The organism is Sphingopyxis sp. (assembly GCF_965279755.1).
Classification (GTDB): domain Bacteria; phylum Pseudomonadota; class Alphaproteobacteria; order Sphingomonadales; family Sphingomonadaceae; genus Sphingopyxis.
In genome coordinates, this window is sequence record NZ_OZ257261.1 from 2,688,184 (window position 1) to 2,711,504 (window position 23,321).

General features: G+C 63.0%; 18 protein-coding genes. 9 read left to right on the plus strand and 9 right to left on the minus strand.

Annotation, left to right across the window (positions count from 1 at the left end):
- Window positions 1-36 precede the first annotated feature (36 nt).
- Window positions 37-498 (minus strand): VOC family protein, encoded by a 462-nt coding sequence (locus ACQY80_RS13220; RefSeq protein WP_428680416.1) that lies wholly within the window; start codon window positions 496-498, stop codon window positions 37-39.
- A 118-nt stretch (window positions 499-616) separates the two neighbouring features.
- Here ACQY80_RS13220 and ACQY80_RS13225 point away from each other — a divergent pair, with 118 nt between their 5' ends.
- A complete protein-coding gene (locus ACQY80_RS13225) occupies window positions 617-1,501 on the plus strand; it encodes a LysR family transcriptional regulator (RefSeq protein ID WP_428680419.1) in 885 nt (294 codons plus the stop codon).
- 234 nt (window positions 1,502-1,735) lie between these two features.
- Here the strand turns inward: ACQY80_RS13225 and ACQY80_RS13230 are convergent, their stop codons facing one another.
- The 4 genes from ACQY80_RS13230 to ACQY80_RS13245 are packed head-to-tail and all read right to left on the minus strand — an operon-like array spanning window position 1,736 to window position 5,340.
- Window positions 1,736-2,812 carry a hypothetical protein gene (locus ACQY80_RS13230; protein ID WP_428680422.1) on the minus strand — a complete coding sequence of 359 codons (1,077 nt, stop codon included), beginning with the start codon at window positions 2,810-2,812 and terminating at the stop codon, window positions 1,736-1,738.
- Window positions 2,791-3,675: a hypothetical protein gene (locus ACQY80_RS13235; protein ID WP_428680424.1), complete on the minus strand. Its 885-nt coding sequence runs from the start codon at window positions 3,673-3,675 to the stop codon at window positions 2,791-2,793. The genes ACQY80_RS13230 and ACQY80_RS13235 overlap by 22 nt, the downstream gene beginning before the upstream one ends.
- Window positions 3,676-3,720: 45 nt before the next feature.
- Window positions 3,721-4,746 (minus strand): hypothetical protein, encoded by a 1,026-nt coding sequence (locus ACQY80_RS13240; RefSeq protein ID WP_428680427.1) that lies wholly within the window; start codon window positions 4,744-4,746, stop codon window positions 3,721-3,723.
- Between the two features lie 21 nt (window positions 4,747-4,767).
- Window positions 4,768-5,340 (minus strand): hypothetical protein, encoded by a 573-nt coding sequence (locus tag ACQY80_RS13245; RefSeq protein WP_428680430.1) that lies wholly within the window; start codon window positions 5,338-5,340, stop codon window positions 4,768-4,770.
- A 107-nt stretch (window positions 5,341-5,447) separates the two neighbouring features.
- Between ACQY80_RS13245 and ACQY80_RS13250 the strand changes: the two genes are divergently transcribed.
- Window positions 5,448-8,168 (plus strand): protein kinase domain-containing protein, encoded by a 2,721-nt coding sequence (locus ACQY80_RS13250; protein ID WP_428680432.1) that lies wholly within the window; start codon window positions 5,448-5,450, stop codon window positions 8,166-8,168.
- A gap of 279 nt (window positions 8,169-8,447) precedes the next feature.
- Here ACQY80_RS13250 and ACQY80_RS13255 read toward each other — a convergent pair whose 3' ends face one another.
- Window positions 8,448-9,197, minus strand: coding sequence for an SDR family oxidoreductase (locus tag ACQY80_RS13255; RefSeq protein WP_428680434.1), 750 nt, complete (start codon window positions 9,195-9,197; stop codon window positions 8,448-8,450).
- Between the two features lie 93 nt (window positions 9,198-9,290).
- Here ACQY80_RS13255 and ACQY80_RS13260 point away from each other — a divergent pair, with 93 nt between their 5' ends.
- Both ACQY80_RS13260 and ACQY80_RS13265 read left to right on the plus strand, forming a co-directional pair.
- Entirely contained in the window at window positions 9,291-10,193 is a 903-nt protein-coding gene (locus tag ACQY80_RS13260; RefSeq protein WP_428680437.1) for an AraC family transcriptional regulator, read from the plus strand.
- A gap of 368 nt (window positions 10,194-10,561) precedes the next feature.
- Complete coding sequence (locus ACQY80_RS13265; protein WP_428680439.1) at window positions 10,562-11,758, plus strand: glycoside hydrolase family 6 protein; 1,197 nt, start codon at window positions 10,562-10,564, stop codon at window positions 11,756-11,758.
- Window positions 11,759-11,767: 9 nt separating this feature from the next.
- On the opposite strand, the gene ACQY80_RS13270 is transcribed toward ACQY80_RS13265, so the two are convergent.
- The gene (locus ACQY80_RS13270) at window positions 11,768-12,847 is read right to left on the minus strand and encodes a LacI family DNA-binding transcriptional regulator (protein WP_428680441.1); all 1,080 of its coding nucleotides are present in this window, start codon (window positions 12,845-12,847) and stop codon (window positions 11,768-11,770) included.
- A gap of 92 nt (window positions 12,848-12,939) precedes the next feature.
- On the opposite strand from ACQY80_RS13270, the gene ACQY80_RS13275 reads away from it, so the two are divergent.
- From ACQY80_RS13275 to ACQY80_RS13290, 4 genes are all read left to right on the plus strand, one after another.
- Window positions 12,940-15,456 carry a glycoside hydrolase family 3 protein gene (locus ACQY80_RS13275; protein ID WP_428680443.1) on the plus strand — a complete coding sequence of 839 codons (2,517 nt, stop codon included), beginning with the start codon at window positions 12,940-12,942 and terminating at the stop codon, window positions 15,454-15,456.
- A gap of 22 nt (window positions 15,457-15,478) precedes the next feature.
- Entirely contained in the window at window positions 15,479-18,106 is a 2,628-nt protein-coding gene (locus tag ACQY80_RS13280; protein ID WP_428680445.1) for a TonB-dependent receptor, read from the plus strand.
- Window positions 18,107-18,222: 116 nt separating this feature from the next.
- The gene (locus tag ACQY80_RS13285) at window positions 18,223-19,416 is read left to right on the plus strand and encodes an MFS transporter (RefSeq protein ID WP_428680448.1); all 1,194 of its coding nucleotides are present in this window, start codon (window positions 18,223-18,225) and stop codon (window positions 19,414-19,416) included.
- A gap of 126 nt (window positions 19,417-19,542) precedes the next feature.
- A complete protein-coding gene (locus ACQY80_RS13290; protein WP_428680451.1) occupies window positions 19,543-20,838 on the plus strand; it encodes a sugar MFS transporter in 1,296 nt (431 codons plus the stop codon).
- Window positions 20,839-20,861: 23 nt separating this feature from the next.
- On the opposite strand, the gene ACQY80_RS13295 is transcribed toward ACQY80_RS13290, so the two are convergent.
- Window positions 20,862-21,713: a dienelactone hydrolase family protein gene (locus ACQY80_RS13295; RefSeq protein ID WP_428680454.1), complete on the minus strand. Its 852-nt coding sequence runs from the start codon at window positions 21,711-21,713 to the stop codon at window positions 20,862-20,864.
- 2 nt (window positions 21,714-21,715) lie between these two features.
- Window positions 21,716-23,047: a gamma-glutamyltransferase family protein gene (locus ACQY80_RS13300; RefSeq protein WP_428680457.1), complete on the minus strand. Its 1,332-nt coding sequence runs from the start codon at window positions 23,045-23,047 to the stop codon at window positions 21,716-21,718.
- Window positions 23,048-23,049: 2 nt separating this feature from the next.
- On the opposite strand from ACQY80_RS13300, the gene ACQY80_RS13305 reads away from it, so the two are divergent.
- A complete protein-coding gene (locus ACQY80_RS13305) occupies window positions 23,050-23,235 on the plus strand; it encodes a hypothetical protein (RefSeq protein ID WP_428680460.1) in 186 nt (61 codons plus the stop codon).
- Window positions 23,236-23,321 lie beyond the last annotated feature (86 nt).

Consider the following 23,321-nt stretch of genomic DNA (forward strand, 5'->3'; position numbering starts at 1 on the left):
TGAATTCCTTCCAAGTGAAAGCTTCGGCGCCGCGGATCAGGCCAGAACTTCGGCCAGCTCGATCAGATTGCCGAACGGATCGCAGAAGAAAGCGAGGCGGCGGCTGATCGCGGCGAGTTCGAAGGGTTCGGTCACGATGGTGACGCCGCGTGCGCGGAGGGCCTCGACGGTCTCATCGACGCTCGTCACGTTGAGGCAGAAATGATGATAGCCGCGATATTTGAGGCTATCGCCGAGATCGGTGTAGGGGCGCGTCTCGATCGGAGCCGGCTCGCCGCCGCCCAGGATTTCGATATAGAAATGATCGTCGGTCGCGGGCGCCATATAGGCGAGCTTCTCGTCGGCATAATCCCATTCGGCGACGACGCGAAAGTCGAGCTTCTCGGCGTACCAGCGCTTCGCAGTCTCGAGGTCCGGGGTGCGGACCGCGACATGATGTCCGCGCATATCTGCAAATGGCGATGCACTGTTAGGGGCGGGGGGAAGGAAGTCGGCCATGATGTGTCTCCTTTGTGGGCGGGCAGCACCTCCGCTGTCCGGTGAAAGCTATTTGCGCCTTTTCGTTTTCGCCGATTAGCGGCATAATGTTTGAAACACTCATGAGGCAGAATCAGCAATGCGAAGCACAGACCTGTCCGAACTGGCCGCTTTTGATGCCGTCGCCCGAAATCGCAGCTTCCGCCGCGCAAGCGAGGAGCGCGGGGTAACAGCCTCGGCGATCAGTCATGCGGTGAGCAGTCTCGAGGCGCGGACCGGGATACGGCTGCTCAACCGGACGACGCGCAGCGTCTCACTGACCGACGCCGGCGCCATGCTCTTCGCGCGCCTGTCCCCGGCGTTCGGAGAGATCGGGTCGGCGCTCGACGCGCTCAATCAGTTTCGCGAGACGCCGTTCGGCAAGGTGCGCATCAATGCGCCCAACTCGATCGCACCGTTCGTGTTCGGACCGGTCATGGGATCGCTCATCGCGGCGAACCCGAACCTCGAGCTGGAGATCGTCGCGACCGATCGGTTGGTCGATATCGTCGACGAAGGTTTCGATGCGGGCATCCGGCTCGGCGAAAGTCTTCGCGACGGCATGACCGCGGTGCGCATCAAGCCGCGGCTTCGCTTTGCGGTGGTAGGTTCGCCGGCCTATTTTGCCGCTCGATCGGTCCCGAAGGCTCCAGTGGATCTCCGGGATCATATCTGTATCCGGAACATCTACCCTAGCGGCACCGCCTATCCATGGGAGTTCGCGCGATACGGCAAGACGATCGAGTTCGAACCCACGGGCCCGCTTTCGCTCGACGATCATGAACTGATGATCGAAGCCGCGCTGTCTGGCGTCGCGCTTGCCTATGTCTGGGAAGACCGCGCGAGGCCCTATGTCCAGCGCGGGCAGCTTGTAGAATGTCTGGCATCCTGGTGCGCGCCCGAAGACTGGCTCTATCTTTACTATCCGGCACGCAAACATCTCTCGGCAGGCCTGCGCGCCATCATCGAGGCGCTGCGTGTATAATTTGGTCGACCGCTGACAAGCCGATGTGTCTGGTTTCTCAGGACTGCAGCGCAAAGCGGACTGGCCGCAATCGGCCAAAACCAGTCCCCCGCCCGTGCGGCCCAAGGGGCACCGGTAGCAGTAACTGAAGCCCTGAACGACCGTCGATAAGCAAGGGCCGTGCGATCGGCGCCCGCTTTGCTAGTCAGGCCTCCTTGCGGCTGACGAGCTGGCCCTCTTTTATGATGAGTCTCCTTACTGCCGCGCTTTGTACCACTGCGCTTTGGTCGGCAGCTCGGAGGGCGCACACAACTGGTGCCGTTCATTGAAGGTCAACGGAGCGCCAATCGTGCCGACGAATGTGAAGGACTGCGGACCGGTGATGACATATTCACTCAGGGAAAGGTGTCGATCCCACTGGCCGTTCTCGTCACGGTTGCGCAAAGTAATGCGAAAGCGGTTCGGAGCGACCATTTCCCATTTTAAGGCCTGCGATGAATGCCGATGGTCTGGATCGGTCAGGTCCGACTCTTCCCAAAAACGCGTCCCATCAAAGTACTTCGGCGTGATAACCGGCTTGGCGCAGGTTGAAAATGTGCCCTCGACATAGGCGTAATAGCCGATCGCTAGGGGAATGCGCGAGGGAGGGCTGGCGGCCTGTACCGAAGGTCTGGATATCTGGGCCGGCGACGATGGCTCGGGCTGCACAGGCTTGGCGACTTTCTTCCGCCTGAATTTCTTGCCGTCGCTTGGCTGCTCCAACGCCGACGGAGCAAGGGCCGCAGAGCTCTGCTGGCGCCAGCCGGGGCAAGCAGCAAATACGGGGCGCAGGGCCGCATTGACCCCTTTCTGCGGGTCCGGGCCTTGGTCGCTATATCCTTGGGTACCAATTCCCGCGATGCTTTGGCCGTTCAGCATCACGGATAGCGTGAACTCGTCATCGTTGAACAATGCGAGCGTCGCGGCACTGGGCCGCGTGACCCAGCCTCCAGTGGTTGCATCGCGAACGAAGATTTCGTCGCTCGTCCGGGCGCTTGACTGCCCTTTGAAACTAATCGTCCGGCTTCCCTGTTCCGGGTCCATGGCCAGGTTCACATAGAGAAACACCGTCCCTTTCTGGCAGGTGGCGATTAGCGCGGGAACCGCGGGTTTGCCGTCATTGTTGAAGGCAGCCATGCCACCTTCGGTGCGTGCGGATTGCCAAGCGGCGTGGGCGGGCGATGCGCCCGCAATCAAAGCAGGCGTCACGAACAGGGCCATCATTCGCGCCAGGCGTTGGTCGCTATGGTTCATTTTTGCTTCCACCTGTCTCAACGCCGTGAACGCCAGCATGAAGACAATGCCTCGCGGATAGCGGCGCTTGAGCCTGTGAGAGGTATCTCTTCGGCTCCCGCCGGCCCCATGTCGATGATGATGCGGCTCGATATGTCGAGCCTATCGGCGAGGCCGTCATCGGCCGGACCAATCCAGCGGTCATCTTCTGCAAGGTGATAAAGCGCGGTCGATAGCGCCAGACTTCCCCCGTCATGGTAGACAAGTGCCAGTCTGGTAGCGGTAACCGGTGCGGCCTTGGTAAGGCCTAGGCTGAGCTTGACCTTGTCCGGGCCAGCGTCCTTGCCGTCGCGGCAGGAAAGCGTAAATGTCTTAATTAACCCATCGCCAGAAAATTGCGCGCCCTTTGTCGTTCCGTCCAGGGCGATGGCCCAGTTCCCGTTCGCACGCCCCGGCACGTAGACCGGGTGCCGGGCCGTGCGAACAAGACCCCGCTCGACACTTGTCCGCACGGTCGGGGGAAGGGTGGCAGGCTCGCATCGGCGCAGCGTGGTCCGGCCTATCTCCCCCTCGGCAAGAGAATAGGTCCGGACGACTGCCCGGCCATCGGGCAGAGCTTTGATCTCCCACGGGCCGCCATTGATACGGACAAATCCGTCCTTTACCCGGGCAAGATTGTCGATCGGGTCAAACTGACTGCCCGCGTAGGGGTTCAGATTGGCAATACCAAAAGTGGATCCGTTATAGACCCAGGTCTCTTGCGCATTGTTGCATTTGCTTTTGGCATCCACCCATGCCCCTTCCGCAACAGGCAGGCCGGGTGTCATCGGGATCGGCGCGGGCGTCGCGTAGGCGGCCTGCGCCGAGGCAGCGCCTACGGCAAGTGCGAGGATCGCGTTTATCAGGGCGAAGGCTTGCTTCATCGCTATCATCCTCTTCGATTCGTCTTCAGACCGGTACGACAATGTTCATCCTTCGGACGGGTCGAATTCCCACGGTTCCCATCTGGTCTTTGGGGAACACCAGCTATAGCTCCCCGTCATGCCCTCCTCGATCCTCATCCGGGTCGGGGATAGGATATGCAGCTTCAGTTGATCTCCATTATCCCGGCTTCCAGTCTGAAACCGCCCTGCGCCAAGGTCCTTTACCGGCCGCAGATTCTTGTAATCCTGTACGAATAGCATCTTGTTGTCATTCAGGATGAAGGCTGGATCATTCGTTTGCATCCCCGCACAGCCCCCGGTGCGATCATCAGCCCAAAGCCCGTTTTTGACAGCCAGTTTGCCGTCGCCAGTCGCCGCGGCTCGCGATGTCAGGGGGCAACCTTCCTTGTCGACAGACTTGCCCTTGTCATCGCGCCACTCGATGACATCCATCTGCTTGCCGGCCCAACCCCAAACAGCGACGCCGATCGGGCCGCAATTGCCGTTCCAGCCGCGACGATACTCGATGATATCACGCTGGCCCCGGCGTTTGATATCCTGCGGACCAATCCATCCGTTAAATCCGTAGGCGGCCTGGTAGCCGTCGGCAGTCGAGACGATGAAGTCTTTGGGCGGCCCCATTTTGCCATGGTCCGACGCGCCCGCGCATCCCCAGTTTTCTGTAGCGACCACAAAATCAGGCCGTCCGTCGCCGTTGAATTCGCCGGTGAAGAAAGCCCCCATAGTCGCGTCAGCCTCCTGTTCCGGCGTGATGGATTGGATCGGAACAAGACGCACGGCGCTGAATCGCGAATCGGCATCGCGGCACTCGCTGCGCGCGTGGCGTTCCCACGCTGCCAATGCGGGGGCAGGCAGGGTGGTTTCGGTCAATGCGGCCACTGTCTTTTGGGCCACCGTTTCGGCAACCGGGCCGGTCGCTGCGCGGGCGTCCGTTCGATCGTCCTTGGTCGCAGGAGACTGCCCGCAAGCAGATAGATATAGCAGGGCACCAGAGAACAGCAGTCTTGTGAACAGAGGGCGATCGCAGGTGCGGCTGGTTGGGTCTTTCATCGGCTGTCTCCCGTTTAATCGTCAGTATTTGCCTGCCAGCGCTGCGTTGACGTCGGTCAGGAGGGAACAGGCGACGTTGTAGGTTAGGCCGAAGGCCAAAACCTCGTTCGCGCTGCCCGACTTCAGACGCGCCATCAGCGCATAGGACCGATTGCGTATTTCCATTCCCGTGGCGGCACCTGCGGTGCTGGCTACGCCGCTGTGGTACTGGGTCATTTCGGCGCCTCCATGATCGAAAGGCAATTGCACGACCAGTTCGCGGATGTCTTGGGATCGAAAGAAGCGCGCGCCGATCGTGATGCCGTTGCCGTTCACGACCATCTGCACCGGAACACGCTCATATCGGGCGTTCATCCGCTTGAACCACAGGATTCCCGCAACGGGAACGGCCGCCACGAATAGGCCCCCCCAGACCGCGCCGCTCCCTTCATCGCCCGCGACCATGCCAGAGAGAGCAACAAGACCGCCAAGCCCGGCTATCATGTAAAGGAAGGCCATCATGCATCCAAAGGACGCCGGCATTGATGCCGGCACGATATCGAACTGCACACCCTGTTCAGTCTCTGTCGCGGAAAAATGAGCCTCTTTCGCCATCGCATCGCCCCTCTCGGATAAAACCACCCCCCACGAATGGTCGGCAGCCCGCCAAAAGTCTTGATGGGATTCTCAAGAATTTCTAAAGTCAAAACAGGGGGAAGCTTATGCCGTCTGACAGTGGTTCTCGTCGTCGCCGCCGCCGCTGGTTTTTTGCCGGGGCCGAGTTCGACGAGGCAAGCTGGACATTGCGGGTCAACGGAGCGGCGGTTGCGCTGGAAGGCAAGCCGCTCGAGGTGCTCCATGAACTGCTGCTGCGCGCGGGTGAGGTCGTCACCAAGGACGAGATACTCGATGCGGTCTGGCCAGGGATCACCGTGGTCGAGGGCTCGCTGCCCACCGCGATATCCAAACTGCGCAAGGCTCTTGGAACGCGGCAGGACAATATCGTCGAAACCGTGCCCCGTGTCGGCTACCGTCTCAACTGTACGGTGAAGGTCGAAAGCGTCGAATCGCCGCTCGCGCCGCGCTTTGTCTTCAAGGCGGGCGATGGCGTTCCCGGGCGCAAGCAATGGAAGCTCATATGCGCGCTCGGTGAAACCGGCGCGAACGATGTCTGGCTTGGGCGTCACGACAAGACGAACGAACAGCGTGTTTTCAAGTTTGCCGACGCCCCCGATCGGCTGCGGGCGCTCAAACGCGAAGCCGCATTGTCGCGTGTCGTCTTTGCCGGAATGGGCAGCCGGGCCCCGCTTCCGGCGTTGCTCGAATGGAATTTCGAGGCGCCGCCCTATTTTCTAGAATATGCCTATGGCGGCGATGATCTGGTCGGCTGGGCCAGTGCATCCGGTGATCTCAAGAACATCCCGCTGGACCAACGGCTGCATGTTGCTGCCCGGCTCGCCCGGGCAGTTGCAAGCATTCACCAGCTCGGCGTGCTGCATAAAGATCTGAAGCCCGCGAACATATTGATCGCGGATAGCGGACAAGAAATTGTCGTCAGGCTTGCCGACTTCGGGAGCGGGCGCCTGATCGACGATGCCGTGCTCGATGATTTCAAGATCACCAACCCCGGATCACTCGATGCCGGTGACGGCAAGGACGAACCTCGTTCGGGTACACTGGCCTATCGCGCACCCGAGCTGTTCGGCGCCGCCGTGCCGACGGCGAAGAGTGACATCTATGCGCTGGGTTTGATCCTCTATCAGCTCGTTGTCGGCGACTTTGCAAAGGCTCTGGCGCCGGGATGGGAAGATGAGGTGGCGGATCCCTTGCTGCGCGACGATATACGGCAGGCCGCCGATGGCGATCCGGCGAAGCGTATCGCCAGCGCGGACCATCTCGCCGACCGGATCGAACAGCTGGAAAGGCGGCGCGATGACGCGGCAGCAGCGGCGCGGCAAGCGGCTGAACTGGCCGCGCGGGAAGAAGCGGAGGCACGGCGTGTGCAACGCCGGCCGTGGATCCGGGCGGCCGTCGGCAGTCTCGTCGTCGGGCTGGTAGCCAGCGGTGCCTTCGGGGCCTATGCTTGGACACAGCGAAATCAGGCCATTGCAGCGCAACGGCTGGCCGACACCAGCTACAGCTTCATTGCCGAAGATGTCTTGGCCAGCGTCGATCCCGCCCGCGCAAATGCTGCGGACGAAACCGTGGCGGAAGCCATGAAACGCGCGAGCGCGAACATCGCGCGGCGCTATCAGGGTCAGCCCGGCATTGCTGCGCGGCTTCACGGAGCGCTGGCCCGGGCCTTTTACGGCCGGGCAGAGTTCGACACGGCCCGATCCGAGTTCGCGCGAAGTGCAGACCTGTTCCGTCAAGCACGCGAAGCAGACAGCGACGATGCCGTGCTTGGCCGCTTGGCACTCGCCCATATGAACAGCGTTTCGGGCCAATCCGAACGCCTCGAGGAGGCCGGCGACGCGCTGGCTGCGGAACGCCGGCGCCTTGGACCTCGTGCCGAGCGAGGCAAGGTCGGATTTGCGTTCGCGCAGGCAGAAGGGGCCTATGGTTATATGGCCGACTTGGCGCTGGCCGAGCGCGCATTTCGGCGAGCTGTCGCCATCGGCACCCGCGATCGACAGGCCGCATCGCCTACCCAATTGCTCAAGGCCAAATCATCGCTCGTGCTTGTGCTGATGCGTCTTGGCAGGGCCGAGGCTGCCGAACCCCTTGCGCGCGCGGCGATTGCCGAATCCGAACGCGTGCGGGGAATTGACCATCCCGACACCCTCGTCACGCGTCAGCACCGGCTGAACGCGTTGTCGATGCTGGGAAAGCACGACGGCGTGATTAGTGACAGTCAGCGCTTGCTTGCGGCTATGGAGCAGCGTTTGGGAGCCAACCATCGCTTCACCCTTGCCCTGCGCTCAACCCGATTCGAAAGCTTTGCCGCCTTGGGGCGTTACGAAGACGCGGCGAACGAGGCCCGCTACGTGTGGCAAGGGGCCTCGGCGCAAGCCGGATCCGAATCGCATCAGGCTCTGGTGGGGCAGACCGATTATGCCTCGGCTCTTTGCCAGACGGTGCAGCGCCGCAAAGGCGCGGAGCTCGCATTACAGGCCTTGCGCAGTGTCCGCCAGACGTTCGGCGAGGATTATCCCCTCACTCACACGATCCGCTTTTACGCGGCCGAATGCCTGCTGGCCAATCGCGATCATGCACAGGCTGGCGAATTGCTGGCCGGACTGGACAGGAAAAAGGTTGCCGAACTGACCGGCCAGCCGGATTTCGGCGGTATCGTTGACTTGGCGATGGGCGAAATTGCCCTTGAAGGGGGCGACACAAAAGCGGCCGAAGCATCGTTGCGGGCGGCCCGGGCCTCGCTCGCGAAATCACAGGACCAGAAGATTCAGCGCCGGCTTGCAAACCTGCAGGGCAGACTTCATTAGGTCCGACCCAGGTCAGCGATACCAACGGGTCGCTCGCTTGCCGCTCGACCTCCATTCGAATGTCAGGGTCAGACCCCAGCTGCGCAAGTGCAACATGCTTGAGAGCGATCACTCCGAAACTTGGAAAGGTCCGCTTTTTCGTTCGGTGTCCAAAAGCAGCCTGTCCGCAAGCGGCCGGTTGATACATTTTACTGCTAACCTATCGAGAAAACGAGTGTGAACCCGCGTATTCCCGAACCCTGATGTTCGTGGCGCCGTCCCAAACATGCATCTCTTCCATCAATACGCTCCGGCGAGCGCTCGGGCATCGGGGCCTGCCGGAAAACGCATTTGTCCCCCAGTGTTATGAACGGCGTTCCACACAACTTCGGCGACGTCGCTCTCTTGCGTCGTCAGGTTCGGCGCGGCGAACGCTTCCATGATGGGATCGGCGAAGGCGGCATAAACTTCGGGGACGAGCTGATCGACCGGTATGATGGCATTGGCGCCAAACCGCGTGGTCGGTGCGTAACCGGGCTCCACCAATTTCGCGCGAATGCCGAAATAAGCCAGTTCATGCGCCAGCGATCCGGTGAATCCCTCGATCGCCTGTTTGCTTGCCGTATAAGCCGCGGCCAGGGGGAAGGCGCCAAGCGTGACGCTCGAGGTCACGTTGACGATCGTGCCCGCGCGGCGTGACCGCATTTGCGGGATCACTGCCTGACACATGGCCATCACGCCGATCGTGTTGGTCTCGAAGAGCTGGCGTACCAGCGCCATAGGCGTCGCTTCGAAGGCGCCGACCGCGCCGATGCCGGCATTGTTGACCAGCACGTTAATGGGGCCGGCGGCCTTGATCAGCGATGCAATGCTGTCGGCGTCCGTCACGTCGAGCGGCAGCACGCGAAGCCGGCTGGTCTCGCCTTCGAACGCAGCAGCTTCCGGGCGGCGCATCGTCGCGATGACATGCCAGCCTTCGTTCAAGAAATGCTCGGTGATGGCCTTGCCATAGCCTGACGAGGTGCCTGTGATGAGGATCGTATCAGTCATTGTCGGTCTCCATGATGTCGATGACCAACCGATAGACAGGGAATGGGATACGATCTATAATCAGATATCCAAATTTATTTACGGATCGTACAGATGGATCCTTTGAGCGATGCGATCTCCCTACTGCGGCCAGGCGCGGCCGTCTCCAAGCCGATCTCCGGCAAGGGGTCGTGGGGGGTAAGCTACGCAGCGCATGATGCGCCGGGCTTCACCATCATTCTAGCCGGGAGAGCCTGGTTAAGCTTCGAAGACGAAGAGCCGATTTCTCTGACGCAAGGCGATTTCCTTCTGCTCCCGACCACGCCTGCCTTTTCCCTAAGCAGCGAACCGGGCATCCGGTGCCATCCTGTCGAACCGCGTGTCGAAGAAATACGGCATGGCGAGCCGCACGGTGACCCGGATTTCGTTGCACTCGGCGGCAGTTTCGCGTTCGATCGGGTGAACGCACCGCTGCTTCTCTCCTTGCTTCCGGGCCGCATCCATATTCCGGCGTCGAAGGGCAGGGCGACGCGCTTCGGTCGGCTTGTTGACCTCTTGGCCGATGAATGCGCTAACGATCATCCTGGAAAACACCTGCTCCTTCGGCGCATGCTGGAGGCCCTGCTCATCGAGGCGCTTCGTTGGCAAAGTGAAGGGAGCGACGGCGCGGTTGCGGGTCTGTTGAGCGGGATGCGCGATGCGGGACTCGCGCGCGCGCTGGGGGCGATCCACGCTGACATCCGCGCGGGTTGGACGGTGGGCGGGCTCGCTGCCATCGCCGGCATGTCGCGCTCTGCATTCTCTGCCCGGTTCGGAGAGGTTATGGGCTGTCCGCCCATCGAATATCTGGCCCGCTGGCGAATGGCGATCGCAAAGCAGGCGCTCGCTCAAGGCGCAAAATCGCTCGACCGGATTGCCGACGAGATCGGCTATGAATCGGCAAGCGCGTTCAGTACCGCATTTCGTAAGCGACAGGGCTGTCCACCCGGCAAATTCGCAAAAGAGGCGGCAGCTTAGGTGAAAATCTGCTCCCGGTCTGTGAGGGCAGGTCCACCATAGGATGGGATCTTGCTGTCTTTGGCGCGACCTGCGTCTGGGCACGTTCTGACGAATTTGAATGAGGTCAGAGTAACCGCAGTGGGGCCAGCCTCACGAGGATGGAGCGGGAATGGCCGCATGGCCTCGTGTGTCCCCGAAACTGCCGAGCCTTAACCCGGCCAGTCATGTCGAGCCAATAGCTCCGCTATCCAGCCCTTGCAAAACGATTTGCCGAGACAAGGCTTCGTATTCATCTTGTGCATGCTCGCCGTGAGGCACTATCCCCCCTCTCGGCCGCAGCGACCATTCCGGACCCGGGCCGGCGATCGTGCGTGCGAGGAGGCTCGATGATGCGTTCATTGATCGTGATGTCACTGACGTCGCTAACGATCTGCGCAGTGCCAGCCCTGGGCCAAGCGCCGGCGCTCTTTGTCGATGAGCGAAGCACGACCGCGAACGCAACCGGAACGCTGGAAGGACCGGATCGCGAGGTTGCTTTGCGGCTCTCGAAAATCCCGTCCGCCTCATGGCTCGCATACGGCTCGCCGGAGATCGTTGAAGAAAAGGCTCGTGACATTGTCGGCCGCGCCTCCGCCCAAGGGCAGCTTCCCGTCCTGGCGATCTACAATATACCGTACCGCGACTGCGCCCTTTATTCGGCGGGCGGGGCTGCCGATAGCGTCGCTTACCATGAATGGATTCTCGGGGTCGCACGCGGGATCGGTGATCGCTCGGCAATCATCATCCTTGAGCCCGACGGGCTCGGTGTCATTCCGTGGCACCGCACCCTCGGCGGCGATCTCGAGGGCTGCCGGCCGGAGGGGAAGGGCGAGGATGCTGCGGCGCGGCGATATGAGGAACTGCGCAGTGCAATTGCGGTTCTCTCCGAGCGACCCGGGGTCAGCATCTATCTCGACGGAACCGGCAGCAGCTGGCTGGCGCCCGGCGAGGTCGCCAGCCGGCTGATCAAGGCGGATGTCGCCAAGGTGTCGGGCTTCTTTCTCAATGTTTCCAATTTCGAGAGCGATGGCCGCGTCATTCCCTATGCGCGCTGGGTCAGCGACTGTATCGCCCTCGTTACGCGCGGCGGGCTCGATCCGCGCGAATGTCCGAGCCAATACAGCCCCGCGGTTTTCGACGACGAGAAGAGTTGGGCGGCAACGGACAAGGGCTATGATCGCTTGTTCGTGCGAACGGGTCTGGAACGCGATCCATCGCGCCAGAAGCACGCGGTGATCGATACGAGTCGCAACGGTCAGGGATCATGGAAACCGGCGGCGGGTAGATATCGCGATCCGGAGGTCTGGTGCAATCCGCCGGGCCGGGGACTGGGCAGGCGACCTTCGCTTGAAAGCGGGAACCTCTATGTCGATGCCTTTCTCTGGATCAAGGTGCCCGGAGAATCCGACGGAGAATGTCTGCGCGGAACGGCTGGGCCGGCGGATCCCGAGCGCGGCGTCAAGGCCCCGCCTGCCGGGCAATGGTTCCCGGCGCAGGCGCGCGAACTGATCGAGCTGGCGGAGCCGCCGATACCGGCCGAATGACGCCGGCGCCTAGTCGGCAGGCGGTGCGGTCGAGGCGCGAACCAGCAATTCATGGGCATGGTCGCGCCGCCGCGATCCGGAAACATCGCTCTTCCCGTCGAGCGCTGCGATCAGGCGATCGGCGGCGTCCCACGCCATTTGCCGGACCGGCTGATTGACCGTCGTAAGCTGCGGCCAGGCGGTCCGCGAAACCTCCGAATTGTCGAAACCTGCCACCGATAGGTCGCCTGGCACCGCAAGGCCGAGATCGCGCGCCGCCGCGATGGCGGCTACCGCCATATCGTCATTCTGCGCGAGAATGGCTGTCGGTCGGGGTTCTTGCCCGAGAAGTTCGCGCGCCACTCGGTAACCGACATCATAGGTGAAGTCGCCGGTGACGATCAGCCGCTCGTCGATAGCCGCGCCCGCGTCGCCGAACGCGCGCCGATAGCCCTCCATCCTGCCGAGGCTGGCTGCATGCGACGGATCGCCTAGGATGATCCCGATGCGCCGATGGCCGAGCGACAGGAGATGCGCCGCGACAGCCTGACCCGCGGCCGCTTCGTCTATCGTGACGACGATGCCGCGATCCAGCTCGCTGTGCGGGGTGATCCTGCCATAAGGCAGTTTGTGCCGTTCGAGCATTTCAAGCAGTACAGGCTGGTCACAGGCGGGCGGCGCGAGCAGGACGCCATCCAGCCCGGCGCGCAGCAGGAGCCTCCCCAATTCCTCGGGTCGGCTCGCGACATGATTGAAGGGGAGGACTACAAGCCGGTAGCGTCCGTCCTCGAGACGCCCCAGCGCCCCGTTTTGCAGGTCGACAACATAGCTGGGACTCGGGCGCTCATAGGTGAGGCCGATGAGATAGGAGCGCCGCGCGATCAGGCTCTGCGCGGCGAGATTGGGATGATAGTCGAGCGCGGCCGCGGCTTCCTTGACCTTATGACGCACCGCCTTGCTCACATGCGGGGCATCGTTGAGGGCGCGGGAGACGGTCTTGGGCGTGACGCCGGCGACGCGCGCGATGTCGACGATCGTGGTTCGTTTGGAAATCTGCCCCTCCCGTCTTCGACCGAGCCGCTCGATACGCCCGATAGCGCATAATTCCATGCTTCATAGCGGCTCGCTTGACTTCTGTCGATGCACGGCGGTAAACGTTGACCGAGAATCAGTAAACGTTGACATAAAATAGGGGAGAGGGGATGAATTTGCCGCGCGGGGCTGTCATGGCGCTCGGGGTGACGTCGCTCGCGACGTTGGCTTTGGCCTCCTATATTACGATCGCCGCTGCTCAGGCTCCGATCGCTGGCACCGCAGCGAGCGCCGAGGCAAACCCTGACAACTGGCCGGCGCGTGCTGCGACGCTCGCGCCCGATCCGGCGATCGAGAGACGCATCGACGATCTGATCGCGGCGATGTCACTCGAGCAGAAGGTCGGCCAGATCATCCAAGCGGATATCGGCAGCGTCACCCCCGAGGACGTCTATCGCTATCATCTGGGCTCGGTGCTCAACGGTGGCAACTCCGATCCCGGCGGGCGCTACAATGCACCGGCAAAGGATTGGCTCGCCGCCGCCGACGCTTTTTATGCCGCTTCGATGAGGCCGAACGACAAGCTGCCGCGCATTCCGGTGATCTGGGGCAGCGACGCCGTTCACGGTCACAACAATGTCGTCGGCGCCACGCTCTTCCCGCACAACATCGGCCTCGGTGCCACGCGCAATCCCGATCTTGTCCGGCGGATCGGCGCGGCCACCGCGATCGAGATGCGCGTCACGGGGCTCGACTGGACCTTTGCTCCTACGCTCGCGGTCGTTCGCGACGATCGTTGGGGGCGGACCTATGAGGGCTTCGGCGAAACGCCGGAGATCGCGACAAGCTATGCCGCGCCCTTGATCGAGGGCCTGCAGGGCAAGATCGGCGACAAGGACTGGCTGCGCGGTCCGCACATCATCGCCACTGCCAAGCATTTTCTGGGTGACGGCGGCACATACGGCGGCAAGGATCAGGGCGACGCGCAAATGCCAGAAGCCCGACTGCGCGACCTGTTCAGCCGGCCCTATCTTCCCGCGCTCGATGCGGGCGTCCAGTCGGTGATGGTCAGCTTCTCGAGCTGGAACGGCGTCAAGATGCACGGCAACCGCTCGCTGCTGACCGGGGTCATGAAGGAGCGCTGGAATTTCGACGGGTTTCTTGTCGGCGACTGGAACGGCCATGGGCAGGTCGCAGGCTGCACCGCGAGCGACTGCACGGGATCGGCGATCGCCGGGCTCGACATGTATATGGCGCCCGACAGCTGGAAGGAGCTGTATCGCACCACGCTTGCGCATGCGAAAGACGGTACGCTGCCGATCGCGCGGCTCGACGACGCGGTGCGCCGGATCCTGCGGGTCAAGCTTCGCGCTGGATTGTTCGAGGCCGGCAAGCCGTCTTCGCGGCCCTATGGCGGGCGTTTCGAACTGCTCGGCGGCCCGGACCATCGCGCGCTGGCGCGCGAGGCCGTCCGCGAATCTCTCGTGCTCCTGAAGAATGCGGGAAGCCTGCTGCCGCTGAAGCCGGGTGCCAATATCCTCGTCGCGGGCGACGGTGCCGACAATCTCACCAAGCAGACCGGCGGATGGACGCTGAGCTGGCAGGGGACGGGAACGAAGCGGAGCGATTTTCCGAACGCCCAATCAATATGGGAAGGCATTGACGCCGAGGCCAGGGCCGCAGGCGGATCGGCGATCCTTTCGGTTGACGGCCGCTACGAGCAAAAGCCTGACGTCGCGATCGTCATATTTGGCGAGGACCCCTATGCCGAATTTCAGGGTGACCGTCCCGACGTCGGCTATGACGATGCGAAGAATCTGTCGCTGCTGCGCTCGCTGAAGGCGGCCGGCATTCCTACGGTATCGGTATTTCTCTCCGGCCGGGCGATGTGGGTGAACCCCTTCCTCAACGCTTCGGACGCCTTCGTCGCTGCGTGGCTTCCGGGTTCGGAAGGAGGCGGCGTCGCCGACATGCTTTTCGGCAAGGCAGACTTCCGCGGCAAGCTGCCCTATAGCTGGCCGAAGACAAGCGACCAGACGGCGGTCAATGTCGGCGACGCCGACTATGCCCCCCTCTTTCCCTATGGCTTTGGCCTGACCTTCGGCGACAAGGGCGATCTCGCCCCCTTGCCCGAGACGCGCGCCAGCGTCGCGGCCGCGGATCCCGGGCTTCTGTTCGCTGCGGGGAAGCCGGGAGGTGGGCGACGGCTGTTGCTCGGCGCGCCCGGCGCACTTTCCACCAATCCGGGGCCCGAACTGATCGAGGCGCGCGGCGCCGATCGCGCCGCGCAGGAGGATTCGATCCGGCTTCGCTGGACCGGTGCGGGCCAGGCAGTCGCCGCGATCGTTCAGGACGCGCCGGCGGACCTTTCGCGCCAGTCGAACGGCGACCTTGCGCTAGAGCTCGATCTCAGAGTCGACACGCCACCTTCGGCCGACGTGAGCCTCATCATGGGATGCGGGTCACGGTGCGCGGGCGGTTTTCCGCTGCGGGCCATGCTCGCCGAGGCCGCGAAGACCAAGAAATGGACCCGGATCGCGATCCCGCTTCGCTGCTTCGAAAAGGCGGGCGTCGATATGACGCGCGTCGAGACACCGCTCAGCATCGCCACTTCGGGGACGCTCGACCTTGTCCTGTCCTCGGCGCGAATCGTCTCGCCGTCGGGGCCGGCACTGCAATGCAAATAAGACTGATGGTAGGGAGGATGACATGAACAGGGGTAAATTGATGCGCGCCGCGTTGCTGGTGCTGCTTTCGACGACCGCGGCGCTGCCCGCTCACGCGCAGGTGGCCGGGCCAGCAGATAGCGCGAACGAAGACCGTGACGAGATCATCGTCACCGCGAACCGGCGCGCAGAAAATTCGCAGGACGTCTCGGGCGTCGTGCAGGCGCTGGGCGCCGATCAACTGCGCCAGGACGGCATCGCCGAGCTTCGTCAGCTTCAGGTCGCGGTGCCGGGTCTCAGCATCGCGAATCAGGAAGGCAATGTCGAAATCTTCATCCGCGGCGTCGGGTCGGCGAACAACACCGAGCTAGGTGATCCAGGCGCCGCGCCGCATCTCAACGGGACCTATATTCCGCGCCCGCGCGGGCTCGGTCTCATGTTCTACGACCTCGACCGCGTCGAGGTGAACAAGGGCCCGCAGGGAACGCTTTATGGTCGCAACGCGCTCGCCGGCACGCTCAATATCATCACAGCAAAGCCGCGGCTCGGCGAGTTCAGCGGCTATGCGCAGGCCGAAATCGCCAATCGCTCCTCCTACGGGGCGGAAGGTGCGATCAACATTCCTTTGGGCGAAACCTTCGCGCTCCGCGCGGCGGGCTATTATATCAACCGCGACTATGGCTTCAAAAATGTCTCGACCGGTGCACCCGCCAGCGGTCTCAAGCCGGCGGGCCTTGAAGAGAATTACGCTGGCCGCCTGTCGATGCTCTGGGAACCGAGTGACCGGCTCAGCATCTCGATCGTCGGCGACTATGGCAAGGAGACCGGTACCGGTTATCCCGGGGCGAACATCTTCAGCGCCGTCGCGGGCAGCGGACTTCGTCCCGACAAGTTGAACCTCAAGCATGTCGTCTACCGCGGGCTCCAGGGCGACATGGAAAACGAACTCTGGGGTGTCCAGGGCAAGATCAATTATGATTTCGGGACCTTCGGCGCCGAACTGACTGGCAGCTATCGCTCGGTCGATTTCTACCAGGTCAATGCGTCGAGCGACGGCATCGACTATCCGGGCCGCGATCTTTCGGCCGTCCAGTACGACAATTATTCGGGCAATTTCTGGCAGACCAAGTCGAAGAGCCAGGTCTATGAAGCGCGGCTGTTCGCGAACGACGACCAGCGCCTGCGCTGGAATCTCGGTGCCTTCTATTTCAAGGAAGACCAGGCTGTCGGTTATCTCGCGCTCGCCGACCGCGGCTATTGCTGTTATTCGGCGACCGAATTCACCATGCCCGACGTCAACGGCGAGAGCTATGCCTTCTACGCCGATGGCACCTACGACGTGGCCGATCGGCTCCGCCTTCTTGCTGGGATCCGCTACACCGAGGAAAAGAAGTCGCGCTACGGCATTGGCGGCAACTGGGCGCTCACGCTCGGCGGCGAGAATTTCGATTGCTGCTTTGCGACCCGCGTCGGGACCGAGGGCTTTCGGCCGGCGCTGCTCGACCGTCCCAATTTCAATGTCAGCAACATCACGACCCCGCAGGGTATGGCGCAGTTCCTGATCGAGGGGGTGAAGACGCCGGGTCTTCGCGACACGCTGATCGCGCAGATCGGCGCGATCGCCAACGGCACCAATCCAAACGGCACCTGCATCGACCGGCCCGATATCGACAATGGCTTCGTGAACTGTCCGGCGCTCAATCCGTCGAATACCAACGGTGGCTTCAGCTACGCCAATCTGACCATTCCCGGCCAGCAGAGTGGCAGCTCGAAGTTCAATTTTATCGATTGGCGCCTCGGCATCGAATATGACCTCAGCGACGACAATATGCTCTACGCGAAGGTCTCGACGGGTCACAAATCCGGCGGCTTCAACGACAGCTTCAACGGCTCGCCGATCCCTGAGACCTTCAGCCCCGAGAAGCTGCTCGTCTATGAAATCGGCACCCGCAACAGCTTCGATTTCTTCGGACGCCGTGCTGTCTTCAATCTGACTGGCTTCTATTACGATTATTCGAACCAGGTCTTCCAGGACCTCACGTGCATCAATCTTGATAGCACCCAGACGCCCCCCGTCTGTAACGGCTATTCGCTGGTCAACCGCAACATCGGCGCGTCGCGGATATATGGTGCCGAGGCCGAGATGCGCTTCAAGCTGCCGGGCAATTTCGGGCTCGACATCAACGCCGCCTATCTCGACACCAAGGTGACCCGCGGTACCGTCGCCGACGCGCGCGCGCAGGATTTCGGTGCCGGCGGCAATTCGCCGCTGATCAGCCTTGTCGGCAATCGTCTGCCGCTCGCATCGAAGATGAACATCACCGCGCGGCTGTCGCAATGGTTCGATGCGGGCCCCGGCCGTCTCGACTGGCAGGCGCTGCTTAACTATCGCTCCTCCTATTTCCTCAGTCAGTTCAACGAGGATGACATCGTCTTTCTCGACGGAACGCGGCAGAGCGCAGTGGCCGCCGGATTCCCTGATCGGCAGAAGGGCTATGCGACGCTCAATCTCGGGATCGGCTACACGATCGACAATTTCCGCCTTGAGGCCTGGGCGAGCAATTTCCTCAACGAGGAAGTGTCGCAAAAGGCGCTCGTCGGATCGTCGCTCAACATCCGCTTCCTCAATGACGCGCGCAGCTATGGTCTTCGCGTTCGTGTGAACTTCTAGCATAAGGGGGCAGCCGTCCGGGCCGCGTCGCGGCCCGGACGGCTCTGATTGGATGTGCAGGCTGAATTTGTCTCGTTCGGGGCAGGGGATGCGCTCGGGCGAGGGGGATCGGACGAGTGACAAGGGCACGAACGACCGTCGATGCAGCGCGGCAGTCTTCCGGGTTTCTCTGTCTCTACGCGCTCGCCTACGCCGGAGGCGTCGTCGCTTACACCCCGTTTCTCATGCTCGTGCTGCCGGGGCGTGTATCGGAGCTCGCCGGTGCGGAGCATATTCGCTGGCTTGGCTATATCGTTTTTGCCGGCGCCGTCGCGGCAAGCATCTCAGGCATCGTCTCGGGATGGCTGAGCGACCGGTTGCGCGGACGCAGGGGCTGCGTTGCAGCCGGGCTGGCGGCGACGATCGTCCTTCAGCTCGCAATGACGCAATGCGAGACGATCACGGCGCTGCTGTGGACGGTTGTCGCTTGGCAGCTCGCGCTCAACCTCATGCTCGTTCCCCTGATCGCCTGGGCCGGCGATATCGTACACGACGCGCAAAAAGGCGTGCTTGGTGGCCTGCTGTCGATCGCTCCGCCACTGGGCGCGCTGTCGGGCGCCGTGCTGCCGGACGGCGGGCAGCTCGGAGTGAAGCTTGCGATGATCGCGGCCATGAGCGCTGTTATGATACTGCCGCTTCTGCTGTTCGGCGCTCGCGGGCCCGAGCGCGCATGGCCCGGCGCTGCTTCGAGCCGCGATACGCTGCGCGGTCACATGGCAGTCGCACGGCGTCGCATGTGGTCAGCGCGGTTGCTGATGCAACTTTCGGGGGCAGGGCTCGCCGCCTATTTCTATTTCTGGCTTCGCGAGCTCGATCCGCGCCTCGAGGATGGCGGGAAGTCGTTCCTGTTCGCCGCCGGGCTCGTGATTTCGGTGGCGGCCGCGCTTGGTCTCGGCCGCCTTGTAGACCGTCATGGCCAAGGCTTTCGCGTCCTCGCACTTCTCGCTCTCTTCGCAAGCGCTGCCCTCGTCGCGATGGCCCTTTCGGGCACTGCGGGAAAGGCGAAGCTTGCCTATGTGCTCTTTGCCGCGGCCAACGCGACCTTCCTCGCGCTCCACGCCGGCCAGACGCTGCGCGTTCTGCCCGATGCGGCGATACGCGGCCGGGGGATCGGCATCTTCAATCTTACCAACACGGCACCTTCGCTCATCATGCCCTGGATCGCAATTTCGGTGGTGCCAGGTTTTGGTTTTGGCGGTCTCTTTCTGATCTTCGCCGCGCTCGCGCTTTTCGCAGCCCTGCTTCTCGCCGCCGTGCCGGCCGCCTCTTGACGGGCGGCTCGCTCATCGGCGTCCGGATAGGGCGCTGCGCTGCGCCGCGCGGCTGCGTACCGCGAAATCCTAGATTCGCTCATCTGCTTACGGCGCTTTCGCCGGATAATATCTGAGGAGACTATCATGGCACTCGCACCCCAGCAGAATGCGGCCGGGTCGGGGGAAACCGGCGACGGAGCGGCGCATGTCGATGCGCCTGAGCTGCGGCTCTTCGTAGTGGGCCTCTTCTTCATCTTCGGCGGAATCACCTCGCTTAACGATGTGATCATCCCGAAGCTGAAGGCGCTGTTTACGCTCAACTACACGCAGGCGATGCTGGTGCAGTTCTGCTTTTTCACCGCCTATCTGGTGATCGGCATCCCGGGCGCGAGGCTGGTCAAGAAGATCGGTTATATGCGCGGCGCTGTGGCGGGGCTGTTGACAATGATGGTCGGGTGCCTGCTGTTCATCCCGGCGTCGCAGAATGCGGTTTACGCGCTTTTCCTCTTTGCGTTGTTCGTGCTGGCGAGCGGCGTGGTGATCGTCCAGGTCGTCGCCAATCCGCTGATCTCACTGCTCGGCAAGCCCGAGACCGCGCACAGTCGCCTGACCTTTGCGCAGGCGTTCAATTCGCTGGGCATGACGATCTTTCCGGTCGTCGGGTCGGCCTTGATCCTGGGCAGCCTTGCGACGGTCACCGCCGATCAGCTTTCGGGCGCCGAACTCGAAGCCTATCGCACCGCTGAAAGTCGGGCGATCGTCCATGGCTATCTTGGCATTGCGGCGGCTCTGGCCGTGGTCGCGGCGGCAGTATGGATGTTCCGCAATCGCCTGAAAGGCGAACGGCATGAAGCGAGCGCGGGGCTCGCGGGCCTCGACTTGCTGAAGCGTCCGCACTTCGGTTTCGGCGCGCTGTGCATCTTTCTCTATGTCGGCGCCGAAGTGTCGATCGGGTCGCTTGTCGTCAGCTATCTGATGCAGGGCCATGTCATGGCGTTGCCCGAACAGTCGGCAGGCAAGCTGATCGGGCTCTATTGGGGCGGAGCGATGATCGGGCGCTTCGTCGGATCGGCAGTGGTGCGCTTCATCAGTCCCGGCAAGTTGCTCGCTTGCGCCGCGGCGGGCGCGATCGCATTGATCCTGATTTCGATCAGCACCACGGGCGTCGTCTCGGGCTATAGCCTGCTCGCGATCGGCCTGATGAATGCCATCATGTTCCCGACGATATTCAGCCTCGCGTCCGAGCGTCTGGGCAGCCGGGCGGCGGATGGGTCGGGGATTATCAATGTCGCGATCTTCGGCGGCGCGGTCGTGCCGCTCGCCACTGGCGCGCTCGCCGATGTGACCGGCAGCGTCGGGCTGGCGCCACTACTGCCCGCCGCTTGCTACGCCATCATTGCAGCGTTCGGCATCTATGCGCGACGGCCTGTAGCGGTGTGAAGTTCGGGGCGACGTTGGCCAAGTCAGCGGCCCTGGAGAATTCCGGCCAGAAAGGCGAGGACCGATTTTTCGGTGGCCGCCTTGGCAGCGGCGTTGGCCTCGATCTTCTGCCGGCTTTCGGTCGGCGTATCGTAGCTGTGGGTTGCGCCGGGGAAAGTGGTCAGATCGATGTCGCCGCCCTTCGCCCTGCTGCCCGCCACGAGCTTTTCGCACAATGCGGGAGAGACTTCCTCGTCGGCGCCGCCGATGAAGACGCGGACGGGCGCATAAGGGGTGTAGCCCCGTTTGGCGAAGCGATTCTTGAGACCACAGCCCGGATAGAGCGCGACGCCGGCGCGAAAGCCGATCGTCCGCATGTCACCGGGCTTATCGTCAGCCATCGCCGCGAGGGTGGCGCTACCGCCATTCGACCAGCCGAGCAGCGCGATACGGCCGCTATCGACGTCGGGCCGCTGTTGCAGATAACGCAGCGCGCCATAGGCGTGGAGCGGGCGGTTCGTGACTTCGTCGACCGCGGCAGGGCGGTCCTTGTACGTCCCCGCCTTAAACCCCCCCGGGTAGCCTAGAGGTCCGAAATCATCGACCATGAGCGCGATATAGCCGCTGCGTGCGAGCAGGCGGCCCCACGCCTTGTGGCGCGCCGAGAGTGTCTGGGCATCATATTTACCGTTCGCGCGCGCCGAATAGGCGCCTGCACGGCCGTGCATCATCACCACGGCGGGCGCATGTTCGGGCGCGTTTGCCGTCCTGAAGACATAGCCGTTCACCTGCGTCGTGCCGTCGCGGCTGGCGAACTGGACGGGTTCGATCGCCACCGGCTGAGCGGATGCGGGAACGGCGAAGATGATCGCGGCGGCGAGGGTGAAGAGGCGCATAGTCAGTCCTTTGGTGGAAGAGTGATGGTGCGCGCGACACCGTCGCGGCGCGGATCGGCGGCCCCGTCGAAGCCGCCATTACGGATCAGGACGGCGTGAAGGCCGGAATCTTCGCCTGATCCCGATCGCACCTTAACGCCGCGCTTCGCCATTTCGGTCAGCATCGCGGGAGTGAAGCGGTTTTCCTCTCCCGCGAAGCTCGCACCGCGCGCGACAAGGTTGGGAAGCGCGACGGCGTCTTTCATCGGCAATTTCCAGTCGATCGCGCCGACCAGCGCCTTTGACACATAACCAAGGATCGCGTTGCCGCCCGGCGAGCCGATCGCACCGGCAAGACTGTGATCGCGGTTCAGAATGATGGTCGGCGCCATCGACGAGCGCGGCCGCTTGCCTGGCGCGATCGCATTGGGGCCCGAGGGCACGAACGAGAAATCGGTCATCTGGTTGTTGAGGAAAAAGCCGTCGACCATGCGCCCTGATCCGAAGAAGCTTTCGACCGTCGTCGTCATCGACACCGCGTTGCCGTCGCCGTCGATAATGACGAAATGCGACGTACCGGCGACTTCGGCGGTCGCGTCGATGCGCGCAGGAACGATGCCCGGCGGCGTACCGGCGGCCGGGCGCGCGCCGGCGGTGTCGCCGATCAGCGCGGCGCGCGATGCGACATAAGCAGGGTCGATCAGGCCCGCGACGGGGACATTGGGCACGTCGCCGACATAGGCGTCGCGGTCGGCGTACATCAGCCGGCTTGCCTCGGCATATTTGACCCACGCGACCGGATCCGCCTGACCGCGCGCGGCGATGTCGGTGCGCTCGATCAGTGCCATCAGCTGAAGCAGGCCGACACCGCTCGACGGTGGAGGTGGCGCGCAGAGGATATAGACGCGGTAACCGCTGCAGACCGCCTCGCGCGCCACGGGTTTATAGCCCGCGAGATCAGCCTCGGTCATGCTGCCCGCGAGGTCGCCTTCGTGCAGACGCGCTACGATGCGCTTCGCGGTCTCGCCGCGATAAAGCGCGTCGGGCCCTTCGCCTGCGAGACGATGGACGAAGGCGGCATAGGCGGGGTTCTTCAGCGTATCACCCGCGCGAACCTTGCCGCCCTTTCCATCGCTGAAATAGCGGAGGACATCGGGGGCCGACGATTGCGGATACGCGCCGTGGACGAAGCGTTCGAGCCGCGCGCTGACGGTGAAGCCTGCCCGTCCGACGGATCGGGAAGCCGGTGGAGAAGTCCTGCGTCGCAGAGCCGCTGCGCGAGACGCATCGCGCTGCTCTCCGGCAGCGCGGCGGCGGCGCACAGCGATGACATCGAAAGCCGCCCGCCTTCGCATTCGTGAATGAACAGGTCGAGCAGCATGTCCCACGCGGGATCGCCGAACAGCTCGGGCACACCGACCAGCTGCCGCCGCAGGAGGAGCCGCCGCATCGCCGTACGGGCGTTGCGGAGAATGCGGCCGTCTTCATCGGCCGCCTCGGCCCGACGCGGGCTGCGCAGCAGCAGGCCCCGGGCGCGGGGTGAGGGCAAGGTTTTCGTCTTGCGGTGTCTCATATGGTGCGTCTGGGTCGCCGTGACGAAGATATGATCGACTGGAGCCGCGAGCTCGA

Excerpts from the sequence above, each read along its gene's own strand:
- ACQY80_RS13220 (WP_428680416.1), bottom strand. The coding sequence starts at position 498 with ATGGCCGACTTCCTTCCCCCCGCCCCTAACAGTGCATCGCCATTTGCA.
- ACQY80_RS13225 (WP_428680419.1), top strand. The coding sequence starts at position 617 with ATGCGAAGCACAGACCTGTCCGAACTGGCCGCTTTTGATGCCGTCGCC.
- ACQY80_RS13230 (WP_428680422.1), bottom strand. The coding sequence starts at position 2,812 with ATGCTGGCGTTCACGGCGTTGAGACAGGTGGAAGCAAAAATGAACCAT.
- ACQY80_RS13235 (WP_428680424.1), bottom strand. The coding sequence starts at position 3,675 with ATGAAGCAAGCCTTCGCCCTGATAAACGCGATCCTCGCACTTGCCGTA.
- ACQY80_RS13240 (WP_428680427.1), bottom strand. The coding sequence starts at position 4,746 with ATGAAAGACCCAACCAGCCGCACCTGCGATCGCCCTCTGTTCACAAGA.
- ACQY80_RS13245 (WP_428680430.1), bottom strand. The coding sequence starts at position 5,340 with ATGGCGAAAGAGGCTCATTTTTCCGCGACAGAGACTGAACAGGGTGTG.
- ACQY80_RS13250 (WP_428680432.1), top strand. The coding sequence starts at position 5,448 with ATGCCGTCTGACAGTGGTTCTCGTCGTCGCCGCCGCCGCTGGTTTTTT.
- ACQY80_RS13255 (WP_428680434.1), bottom strand. The coding sequence starts at position 9,197 with ATGACTGATACGATCCTCATCACAGGCACCTCGTCAGGCTATGGCAAG.
- ACQY80_RS13260 (WP_428680437.1), top strand. The coding sequence starts at position 9,291 with ATGGATCCTTTGAGCGATGCGATCTCCCTACTGCGGCCAGGCGCGGCC.
- ACQY80_RS13265 (WP_428680439.1), top strand. The coding sequence starts at position 10,562 with ATGATGCGTTCATTGATCGTGATGTCACTGACGTCGCTAACGATCTGC.
- ACQY80_RS13270 (WP_428680441.1), bottom strand. The coding sequence starts at position 12,847 with ATGGAATTATGCGCTATCGGGCGTATCGAGCGGCTCGGTCGAAGACGG.
- ACQY80_RS13275 (WP_428680443.1), top strand. The coding sequence starts at position 12,940 with ATGAATTTGCCGCGCGGGGCTGTCATGGCGCTCGGGGTGACGTCGCTC.
- ACQY80_RS13280 (WP_428680445.1), top strand. The coding sequence starts at position 15,479 with ATGAACAGGGGTAAATTGATGCGCGCCGCGTTGCTGGTGCTGCTTTCG.
- ACQY80_RS13290 (WP_428680451.1), top strand. The coding sequence starts at position 19,543 with ATGGCACTCGCACCCCAGCAGAATGCGGCCGGGTCGGGGGAAACCGGC.
- ACQY80_RS13295 (WP_428680454.1), bottom strand. The coding sequence starts at position 21,713 with ATGCGCCTCTTCACCCTCGCCGCCGCGATCATCTTCGCCGTTCCCGCA.
- ACQY80_RS13300 (WP_428680457.1), bottom strand. The coding sequence starts at position 23,047 with ATGCGAAGGCGGGCGGCTTTCGATGTCATCGCTGTGCGCCGCCGCCGC.